General features: G+C 38.7%; 10 protein-coding genes and 1 pseudogene. All 11 read right to left on the bottom strand.

Going from position 1 to position 10,098, the window contains the following annotated elements:
- A partial coding sequence (locus CY0110_RS26815) for a serine/threonine protein kinase (protein ID WP_008278800.1) occupies positions 1–610 on the bottom strand: 610 nt, incomplete at its 3' end.
- Positions 611–682: 72 nt separating this feature from the next.
- The gene (xseB, locus tag CY0110_RS26810; RefSeq protein WP_008278799.1) at positions 683–901 is read right to left on the bottom strand and encodes an exodeoxyribonuclease VII small subunit; all 219 of its coding nucleotides are present in this window, start codon (positions 899–901) and stop codon (positions 683–685) included.
- A gap of 2 nt (positions 902–903) precedes the next feature.
- Positions 904–2,091, bottom strand: coding sequence for an exodeoxyribonuclease VII large subunit (xseA, locus tag CY0110_RS26805; protein ID WP_008278798.1), 1,188 nt, complete (start codon positions 2,089–2,091; stop codon positions 904–906).
- A complete protein-coding gene (locus CY0110_RS26800; protein WP_008278797.1) occupies positions 2,052–2,498 on the bottom strand; it encodes a GNAT family N-acetyltransferase in 447 nt (148 codons plus the stop codon). The genes xseA and CY0110_RS26800 overlap by 40 nt, the downstream gene beginning before the upstream one ends.
- A gap of 7 nt (positions 2,499–2,505) precedes the next feature.
- Positions 2,506–2,823 (bottom strand): type II toxin-antitoxin system HicB family antitoxin, encoded by a 318-nt coding sequence (locus CY0110_RS26795; RefSeq protein ID WP_008278796.1) that lies wholly within the window; start codon positions 2,821–2,823, stop codon positions 2,506–2,508.
- Positions 2,813–3,082, bottom strand: a complete 270-nt coding sequence (locus tag CY0110_RS26790; RefSeq protein WP_008278795.1) for a type II toxin-antitoxin system HicA family toxin — start codon at positions 3,080–3,082, stop codon at positions 2,813–2,815. The genes CY0110_RS26795 and CY0110_RS26790 overlap by 11 nt, the downstream gene beginning before the upstream one ends.
- A gap of 50 nt (positions 3,083–3,132) precedes the next feature.
- Complete coding sequence (locus CY0110_RS26785) at positions 3,133–4,338, bottom strand: tyrosine-type recombinase/integrase (RefSeq protein WP_008278794.1); 1,206 nt, start codon at positions 4,336–4,338, stop codon at positions 3,133–3,135.
- Positions 4,339–4,526: 188 nt separating this feature from the next.
- Positions 4,527–7,640: a 5'/3'-nucleotidase SurE gene (surE, locus tag CY0110_RS29540; RefSeq protein WP_008278793.1), complete on the bottom strand. Its 3,114-nt coding sequence runs from the start codon at positions 7,638–7,640 to the stop codon at positions 4,527–4,529.
- Between the two features lie 126 nt (positions 7,641–7,766).
- Positions 7,767–8,585 (bottom strand): dienelactone hydrolase family protein, encoded by an 819-nt coding sequence (locus CY0110_RS26775; protein WP_008278792.1) that lies wholly within the window; start codon positions 8,583–8,585, stop codon positions 7,767–7,769.
- A 263-nt stretch (positions 8,586–8,848) separates the two neighbouring features.
- Complete coding sequence (locus tag CY0110_RS26770; RefSeq protein WP_035800815.1) at positions 8,849–9,682, bottom strand: hypothetical protein; 834 nt, start codon at positions 9,680–9,682, stop codon at positions 8,849–8,851.
- 2 nt (positions 9,683–9,684) lie between these two features.
- Positions 9,685–10,098: pseudogene (locus CY0110_RS26765) on the bottom strand (hypothetical protein); the annotation flags it as partial.

Genomic DNA, 10,098 nt, shown 5'->3' with positions numbered 1-10,098 from the left:
AACAGATTAATGTCGCTCCTAAACTATATAAATCTGATGCTTCAGTTGGCTTTAAATTACGAATTTGTTCAGGAGGCATAAACCCCATTGTTCCCCCCATCATACTTGATAAAGCCATTGTGTTAGTTCCTATTCTGGCTAATCCGAAATCGATTAAATAAACTTTGATATTATCATTAACTAAAATATTTTCTGGTTTAATATCTTGGTGAAAAATAGGGGGTATTCTTTCCTCTTGTAAATAAACTAAGATTTCTAACAGTTGAACAGTGATACTTTTAATTTGTTGAGGGCTAAAACTTCGAGATGTCGATAATGGTTGAGCGTTTTTATATTCTTGGACTAAGCAGAGTCCATCACCAGGATCAAATCGGTTTAAATATTTCGGTATTCCTGGGTGGTTTAAACCCTGTAAAACCTCGATCTCTCTTTCAATTGCTTTATAACTGTTCCAATCATTAGTAGTAGCGAACTTAAATTGCTTAATAATTACAGGGGTTTTGGTGGCTATTTCAATGGCTTTATAGGTAACTCTTCCCCCTTGAAAGTTTTGATTGAGTTGTTCTCTTATTTGATAACCTTGAGCAGTGAAATCTGGATAAATGGTCATCTTATAGTTACCGAACTATTACATGAATTTTTGATATGATAACCTACATCTCTAGAAAAATCTTTATATCTTTTAAAATTCTTCTTCTAAAGTTTCTATCAGTAATTCCATTTTTTCCATCCCTTGGTTAAGGAATTGTTCACATTGATTAATCTCTTGCACCGCTACTTCAAACTCTTGAAAAACGTTTTCTAAGGGCAAATTCCCTGATTCTATGTTATTAATAATTTCTTCTACAGAGGAAATTGCTGTTTCATAATCCCAATCGTTGGGTATGCTAGTAGAGTCCATAACTACGGCCAAATTTCGGTTACTTTTACTTTAATGATTCCTTGGGGTAATTGTATCGTTAATTCTTGTCCTTCTATTAATTGTTTACCTTGGAGGATAATCTCTCCATCGGTTTGACGCACCACAGAAAAACCCCTTTTCAAAACCGCATGAGGATCTAAAGCTTGCAACTTCTGTTTCAACATGACAGTTTTCATTTTCGCTTCTCTGAGTGAGGTGGCACTAACGGGAAGATTTTTCAGACGGTTTTTCAATGAGGCTAATTGGTCTGATTCTTCTCTGAGTCTTTGCTTGAGACTAGCAACTAAGCGTTCTTTGCGCTGTTGATGTTCTATTAGCATCACTTCATAAGAGGGGACGGCCATTTCTGCTGCTGCCGTTGGAGTATGGGCATTAACATCTGCTACTAAGTCGGCTAAGGTTTCGTCCCGTTGGTGGCCAATTCCGGTGATGACAGGAATGGAGGAAAGGGCGATCGCTCTAACAACCCTTTCATCATTAAAACAGAACAAATCTTCTACGGCTCCCCCTCCCCTGGCTAAAATAATTAATTCCGCTCGTCCATCAATATTTACTCGTTCGATGGCCTTCACAATAGAAGATGGAGCTTCTTTCCCTTGAACTGTTGCCGGGGAGAACAACACCTTTACCCCTGGATTTCTGTGGCTTAATGTTTTTTGAATATCTCCCCAGGCTGCTGCGGTTGTTGCGGTGACAACTGCTATTATTTTAGGGAATGAGGGAAGCGATCGCTTGAGATGCTTCTCAAATAATCCCTCACTGGCCAACCTGTTTTTTAGCTGTTGATAGCGGAGTGCCTGGAGTCCCTCTCCTGTGGCTAAAACTTGGAATACTGTTAGTTGATATTCTCCTTTTTTGGCATAAAGACGCACATTCCCCATTACGAGAATTTCTGACCCCAGTTTGGGTAACTCAAGTAATCGCTCTTTTTGGGAGTTCCAAACTACACACTTTATTGTTGCTTGCCCTTGATTATCACTTAGGGTAAAAAATAAACCTACCCGATGTTCATGGAGACTCGATACTTCCCCTGTGACCCACACTTGAATTAGTTGGGGATCTTCTTCTAAAAGTAACTTGATATATTCTGTTAATCCTGTGACTGATAATGCTGTTTCTATATTTCCAATCATTTCAACATCATAATGAATAAAGGGAGTTTTAACCATTTAGCTAAGGTCTTTGTTACTCTAAATTTCTCTGGTAAGTGAGGAGAATTCGTTTCAAAATTTACCTCAACAAACCCAAATTTTTTATAAAAGTTTTTCAGCTTATCTCCTAAACATTCTACATAAAGAGGCGCAGTGCTTTTTTCTATAAGATGTTGGGTTAAATAATTCCCTAATCCTTGATTCCGATAAGTTTTTTTCACTACAACACTTCCCAATTCTTGAGCTTGAGCCAAAGTTCTTATTTGACCACAAGCAATTATTTTTCTGTCTAATTCAATTACCCAAAATTGTTCTACTTTTAACTGTGTTGGGTCAAGAAATGCTGCTAATACTAACCATCGAATTGTCCAGATGTCTTGGGAATTTGCTTGGCGTATTTGACAGTTTTCTAACAACTTAACCATAAACTTTTTAAACTCCAGAAGATAATTTCTCACTCACCCATGTATTCAGACTTTTTCCTTCTTGTTTAGCTTTAATATAAATTTGCTTATGTAACTCAGGGTCAATTCTCACCACAAAGCGACCTGAAAACGGTTTATCTGGTTCTTCTTCCCGTTGAGCGCAAAACTCTAAATAATCTTCTACTGATTCAATAAAAGCTTGTTTTAATTCAGAGAAACTTTGACCTTGAAACGTGATTACATCCCGAATATTAATTACTTCACCATGAAAGATTCCTTGTTCATCATCAACCGAAACCATTGCTTCATATCCTTTATATTTCATCGGCTTTGACTCCTGCTTCACTTAAAAATCGTCTCATTGATCCCACTGCTCCCTTATCCGTTTGAGGTTCGGGATGGGAACGGTGAAAAACTGCTCTAACTCCATTGAGAGCCACCCTTACTCTAGATCCTCTTCCTTCGGATATTTCCGCTCCCAAGGCTAATAGCAAAGACTCAATATCTTTCCAAGAGATGTCTGAACGCACTGGTTTCTCAAAGAGCTTCACCAACGTTTTTTGTTGTTTTTTATTTAGTGCCATTTCTCAAATAGTATCACTATTCGATACTATTTGACCCTCCGTGGAGTAGTTTATGCACAGATTTGGTCTAAAATCCTCAGCGTTTCCTCTTCATTGAGAGTCAAATCAAGCGGATTAATCCTCTTTAACGATTGTTGCAATCTCTGAAACCTTTTAATTATATTTCCCCCTAATTTCGGCTTATTCACCGACAATAACAGTGCCGGATTATTCAACCAGCGATCGCCGATGTGAACATACACCATCGTTGTTTTGGGATCAGTATGCCCCAGTAGATCCTGCACTTGTTCTAATGTTGCTCCTGCTCTTAAGGCCAGTGTGGCTGCCGTATGCCTTAAAGAATGTGGGCTTAACTTCCGAGGTTTGGGCTTATGCTGTGAAAACTCCCTGGCTTTTGTGGGTAGATTACTCTTTTCTTGGCTCCCAGTCAGCTTTTTGAGAGTTTTGGGACAGGGTAATTCTTTTAAGCCGATCACACCGAGATATTTGTCCACGATCCGCCGAAAGGAACGCCGGCTCAAAGGTTTCCAAATCTTTTTGTTGTTCCAAGCCACAGAGATGAACAACGGGGTAGATTCGGTGATTAGTTCTCCTGCTTTTCTTCTTGCCCTCAAGTAACGCCGGAGCAACTTGGCCAAGTCGGGGGTTAACGGCACGACCCTTGTATGGCGTTTTGATGATACACGCAAGCCTATATTTTTGCCATTTTTCACCATGTTTTCCATTGTGACTCGGTGCAGATCCACCGTTCGGCATCCCTGGAGAACCATCAGCGATATTAAGAGGCGATCGCGTAGGGCATGGACTGTATTTTCTGTCGGCAGACTATCGAGTAACCGGTTCATCTCCTCATTTTCGAGGAAATTGATCGAAGCTGCTGGATCTCTTACTGCTGTTGGTGCTTTAAGCCTAATAGCAGGATTATTGATTATATACCCGTATTCCCGTAATCCATCGTAAAAACGGCGCAAAATCGTCAGTTTCAAAGATATTGTCGCATTTTGATATTGTTGTTGATGGATCAGCCAATGACGAAACCTTGTTAGCTGGTTAAAAGTGGCTTCAATAGGGTTAAGTTCTGTATTTTGACACCATTGGAGAAACTGCTTGATATGACAACGGTAGGTTCTAATGGTGTCGCTTTCGGCGGAGCCTTCCCCCACATGATGTTTGAGAAAATCCTCAAAGACGTTCAAATGAGCCGTCGCTGTGTCGAGGACTGGTTTGGCATCAAAGGTAGAAATGATTGAAGACATAGGAGCCACCAGGGGGGGAAAGATAATAAAGCCGAGATCCTCACACAGAGATAATTTTAACAGGGCGATGAGTCCGAAAAGAATTATTCTCGGACTCTTTTAAGCATTCCCAAAACACCCTACAACTTTCCGTTGTTATTTAGTATATATGTACTTAATGAAGACAGTTCGAGATCGCTTATTTATTCTTAAGCAAAAACGAAATCAGAAGAACTCAAGGCAGAAACTTCAGTATTGAGCAGAATGGCTAAATCTTGCTCAAAAGCCTTAATGACGGCACTGCTACCATCTTGAGTTAAGGTTAGCTCTTCAAAATCAAGGTCAACCGTGGCAAAACCAATCTTATCCTCCCCATTGGTGAAATCTGTAATAGTATTGGCTTGACTAGGTAGGTCAACCCCATCTGTAACAATCCAGAATCGATCCATTCCCTCTCCACCAGTAATCACATTGTTACCACCAGCAGAACCAACAAATAAAGTATCATCCCCAGTCCCTGCAATAATCCGATTATTAGTCCCACCGAAAAGAAAATCATCGCCAGAACCTAAATCAATACGGTTATCACCAGGGGCAAAGGTAACATCTACCCAGTCATCCCCAGAGCCAGTAAACAGAATTTGATTATCTCCAATAAAGTTGTTCTCATCAGGGACTTCTGTATCAAAGAAATCAGCATTAGCAGTGCCAAAAACGGTTTGAGGTAGAGGTTGAGACAGAACGTTAGACAGAAGGTCATCAACAATATCAATCTTTTCTTGACTCGCTGTCCAATTACCATCAAGGGTAGTTACAGTAATCAACCCGGAGAGAAACTGTCCTCCCTCCGATAAGGGGGAAATCTCTTGCTCTGGAGGTAACTCTGTGGGAAAGAAACGTAAACCAGCCCCTCCCCCAAAATTAGGGGGGAGTTCTCCAAAATCAATAGCAAAAGGCTCAATATTATCAGGTTCAGTAAAAGCGACCCCTTGTATTTGGGAAATTCCTTCTGGAAAACGGACAGGAATGTTAATACTCAAACCCGTTCCTTTTGGCAGTATGGTTGCGTCATTTCCTTGAGTTGCTTGTAATTGAGCGATTAAGTCGGTGACATAATTAGCTCCAATTTCGTATGCCTCACTGGTAAGATTGTCTTGCTCATTTTCTAAGTCAATTCCTGCACTGACGGCGATCGCAGGGATATCTCTGAGAATAGCACTAACTGCGGCACTAACCGTTCCTGATGAAACTGCTCCTCCAGGTCCAATATTTTCTCCTTCATTAATACCGGAAATCACTAAATCGGGGGTTTCTCCCTCTAAAATAAAGTCTAATCCTGCCCAGGTTGTCGTTCTGACACCGGCATCAACGTACCATTTGTTTTCCTCGAAGTTAACGACTTCAGTGGGTTGAAAAATTGAATCGACATCTAAAGCGGTTCCTGTCCCACTTTGCTGTTCTTTTGGAGCAACTAAGCTTACATTATGACCAGCTTCGGTTAACGTATTATAGATAACCTCAATCCCTTCTGCTTCAAACCCGTCATCATTGGTCAGTAAAATATCTAAGGGAACAAATTCAGGAAGGGCAATGTCAAGCATTGTCCGAGCTTCAATACTTTCTCTGATATCAGAAGAAGCCACCCAACTGCCATCAATGGGTGTTATGGTCATAAAACCAGCCAGAAAATTCTCTCCTTCTGACATCTCATTTTCAACCTCTGAAGGGGTAATATTTTCATTTAGGTTAACGAGAACGCCTGCTCCTTCGCCAAAATTAGGCGGTAGTTCTCCAAAACTGAACTCAAGGTTAGAGATTTCGTCTAGTTCAGTTAAAACCACTCCTTGAATGCCATTGACCCCTTCAGCAAAAGTTCCTGGAATATTGATATTTAACCCGACTCCTTCAGGTAAAAGTTCGGCTTCTGGTAATCTTTGAGCTTCAAGGGTTTCAATAATATCAATAATTAAGGCTGTCCCTTCTTCATAAGCAACTTCTAATTCTGAAAGCGTGTTTCCTCCAGCACTAACAGCGATGGACGGAATCCCTCGTCTTGTGGCAGTGGTAGCGGCACTAACTGTCCCCGAAGAAATAACAACATTCTCACCAATATTAGCCCCTTCATTAATGCCAGAAATTACTAAGTCAGGTTCCTCATCAAGAATATAATCTAATCCAGCAAGAGTCGTTACTATAGGACTTCCATCTACAAACCATTTATTAGGTTCAAAGTTAACAACTTCGGTCGGTTGGAAAATTTTATCAACATTAATTAAAGTCCCCCGGCCACTTTGTTGTTCTTTGGGAGCTACTAGAGTAACATCATAACCAGCTGCTTTTAGACCTTCAAATAAAACATTAATTCCTTCTGCTTCAAAACCATCATCGTTGACCAGTAATATTTCTAACTCGTCTTCTACTGGATATTCAATTATTTGTGCGATTTGTTGATAGTAATCCGAAGCAATAACGTCTCCACCATCAGTAAAAACAGTCTCGAATAACGATTCTCGTTGTTGAATATTTAGTTCATTGATGGAAGTATTAAAGGTATCTTGTTGCCCAAATAAACCTTGAATAGCTACTATCCCTTGTTCATGTAATCCTTGATAAAATACTTCTGATTGTGGTTGAGTTCCTGTGAATGCGCTTACTTTATCTAAGGTAAAAGGAGCCGTTTCTATATCGCTCAATACTGTTTCTTGATTATTGGGAACGATAAATAAACCGAGATGAATTTCAGGGTTTTGATTATAAATTTGAGTAGCTTGTTCCATATTATCAGTAATAAAACGAACTTGATCTTCTGCTTGTGTTTGAGTGATAATTTCTACCACTTCTTCGGTATAGTCATCTGATTTAAGATCCAGTTCAAGAATAGTGCGTCCTTCTGCCCATAATAAGGCTTCTTCTAGGGTAGGAACTTGATATGGTGTGAGATTTCCCTGATTATCTTTTAATCGTAATGTCTTAATCTCCGCTAAGGAAGTTTCTTCTACTAAACCTGTTCCATTAGTTGTACGACTGAGATCCTCGTCGTGCATCAAAATCCATTGTCCGTCTCCTGTCCGTCGCACGTCAACTTCTAGTAATGCAGGAGCAGTGGTGAGTGTCTGTTCAAAGGTCGCAATGGCATTTTCGGGAAATCCGGTCTTAAATCCCCCACGATGGGCTGAAATTAATTCTGGATAGTTTATATCCCATTGAAAAAATTCATCTATTTTCCCCTCTGGAACTTCAATATAATAGCTTCCATTTTCAAACCCAATAAAATTACTCAAAGAACCTGTTAAATTATCCAATTCATTAGCTGAAATAACCATAGTCAAAAAACTCAATATTATTGATATTAATTTTGTCATTAAAATTAAATTAATCGAGTTACATTAAGTTAGGAATGTTTTTTGGTAAATCTCAGGTTAACAATAGCTTAACTTACTCTACTTCATCTATTCATTATTTCTCAAGTTTTCCTCAAGAAAAGCAACAACACGCTCAAACACTTCGTTGGTAGGATATCCTGGCTCATTACTAAAACCTAACGTTAAAACCGCATGAGACTTTGGCGAAATTTTATAAGGATTATTGGCTCCAGAATTAATTTCTATTGTTTCTAAGATAGACCCTCGTTTCCAACATAAACGGGAACTCTTTTCTAGGACTTCTGTTTCTTCTCCAAAAGTTTCCCTTAACGTTTTAAATTTCTCAGCCGAACTAATTTTGTCTTGAGAAAATCGTAGAGCCAAAACAGGTATTTGTCTATCTTTAGCCACTTCTAACTCTTCTGGAGAAACTCCTAAAGCAGCTTTATGTTCTGAGGTGATCCCAAACGGAAGAGATGGCTGACTAGCCACCGAAGCTAACACATTTTCATCAGCCATTAAGGAAAATACAAATCCTCCTGTTAAACACATTCCAATGACCCCAACCCCTTGACAAGAACATTCCTGTTTTGCATATTTACATAGTTGTTTTAACCAGTCGGTAATCGGACTAGATTTATTTTTGGCTAAACAATAAAATTCGTGGCTGATACAAATTTGGGCTGTATGTTGAATCATTTTTAACGGAGAAAAAGGCTGTGATGCTTCCCCAAATAGTAAAGGTAAATACACAGTAAAGTTCTTGGCTAAACGTCTAGCTAAATCAACACATTCAGGGATCATTCCTGGTAACTCGTGCATCAAAACAACGGCTGGCCCTTCTCCTTTTTTATAAACTAGGCGTTTTGAGGAACTGGGAAAGTAAAATTGAGTGAAATCTCTCATAACAAAACTTTGTTATTTAAAATGAACAGGGTGTTGCGGTGAACAAACTAGAGTTGATATACGAAAAGACATAAAAATCGCCGTAATTCTAGAATGGCATTATTATATTCCAAGAGCGGACACTTCTGTACTAAAAAACCTCAGTTTAACTGAGGCAAGATTAGGAAAACCATGAGATACAGACGGGCAAAGATAAATTTCGATTAAGGGCTATCAAGATTTAGCCATCAAGGGAGAGATTCGCCTTTGGTCGTGCGCCCCCCTCAATACAACCGAAAGGTTTTCCCTGTAGTGTTTTGGTTTTTCTGGATAGGACGAATTTTTGGTTTTGGTTTAGGCTTTCGCTTTCTCTTTTTCTTCTTTTTGGGTTGGGATTGCTTAGGAGGAGTCTTTTTAATCTGAGTTGGGTTAATAGGAGGTCTTAAATATTTTGGTACTAGGTTTGTCTCGGTTTTTTCTAACAACAAATTACGCAATATTTCTCTTCGGTTTATTTTCAATTCCATTAGTTTATTTTCATCAGCTATCTCAGCTTTTATCAACGTCCAAATGTTACCATTCCTAACGCCTACAACATCCCAGAATTCTCCTGGATTGGCTTCAGGAGGTAATATCCCGTCTATTTTTAGGGTGAAAGGTTTATAAAACAAATCTTTTTCGTAATGGCTTTGACATTCTACTTGAATAGAAAAAGACTTTTTAAAAATTGTTTTTATTCGTCCTCTTACCCTCATATAATCTACATTCGCATTAAATACTTCTCCCCCAAAATCAACTAAATAAGGCTTATCTATTTTGGGTCTTATTAACTGGACTTCTGATATTTCTTTATTCCTTTTTGTGTGAAAATAGATAAACCAATAATAAGACTTATCTTCGGTAAAATCTTTGCGTTCTTGAATCTTTTTCCAGCAACTTAAACTCATGAAAGCAGGGAAGTCAAGTTTATCTAATGTGATTAATCTCCCAACAACTGGAGTTATTTCTTTATTCGGATTCTCTGGGTAAAAAGTTCCTTCTATATATCCTTCTACTTTATATTCATCAACTTTATGAGTTAACTGAAAGAGAATTTCTTTATAACAAAACATCGACATAATTAGCGATACCCCCGTTTCATTAATTTCTCATTAAATAGTTCTGCCTCGTCCATATTAAACATTTTTAATAACTGCTTTGTTAATAGTTTCCAATCCACTTTTGATAAAGCCCAACGTAACAAGGGTTCAACAAATTCAGGGGCATCAGGAGCCGTTATTCGTTGTCTAGACATATCATATTTATACTCCCTGTAATCAAAATCAAACGAATCCTCTGCTAATTCTTCCGCTAGACACACCTCAAGTATTTTCTTACTAAATTCCCTCTCTCTTACATTGTACGGGAACCATTGATACCAATATCTTAGCTGTTTGAGAAAACGTTCATCGTAGCGTTCTTCATCGTCTAAATAATAATCTTGTAGTTTATATTTTAGGTATTCTAATATTATCTTTGTTTCTCCGAAAGTTCC

It is taken from the genome of Crocosphaera chwakensis CCY0110 (genome assembly GCF_000169335.1).
Lineage (GTDB): Bacteria > Cyanobacteriota > Cyanobacteriia > Cyanobacteriales > Microcystaceae > Crocosphaera > Crocosphaera chwakensis.
Note: the sequence above shows the minus strand (reverse complement) of the source record. Positions and strands in the feature narration are given on the sequence as shown.

Excerpts from the sequence above, each read along its gene's own strand:
- xseB (WP_008278799.1), bottom strand. The coding sequence starts at position 901 with ATGGACTCTACTAGCATACCCAACGATTGGGATTATGAAACAGCAATT.
- xseA (WP_008278798.1), bottom strand. The coding sequence starts at position 2,091 with ATGGTTAAAACTCCCTTTATTCATTATGATGTTGAAATGATTGGAAAT.
- CY0110_RS26800 (WP_008278797.1), bottom strand. The coding sequence starts at position 2,498 with ATGGTTAAGTTGTTAGAAAACTGTCAAATACGCCAAGCAAATTCCCAA.
- CY0110_RS26795 (WP_008278796.1), bottom strand. The coding sequence starts at position 2,823 with ATGAAATATAAAGGATATGAAGCAATGGTTTCGGTTGATGATGAACAA.
- CY0110_RS26790 (WP_008278795.1), bottom strand. The coding sequence starts at position 3,082 with ATGGCACTAAATAAAAAACAACAAAAAACGTTGGTGAAGCTCTTTGAG.
- CY0110_RS26785 (WP_008278794.1), bottom strand. The coding sequence starts at position 4,338 with ATGTCTTCAATCATTTCTACCTTTGATGCCAAACCAGTCCTCGACACA.
- surE (WP_008278793.1), bottom strand. The coding sequence starts at position 7,640 with ATGGTTATTTCAGCTAATGAATTGGATAATTTAACAGGTTCTTTGAGT.
- CY0110_RS26775 (WP_008278792.1), bottom strand. The coding sequence starts at position 8,585 with ATGAGAGATTTCACTCAATTTTACTTTCCCAGTTCCTCAAAACGCCTA.
- CY0110_RS26770 (WP_035800815.1), bottom strand. The coding sequence starts at position 9,682 with ATGTCGATGTTTTGTTATAAAGAAATTCTCTTTCAGTTAACTCATAAA.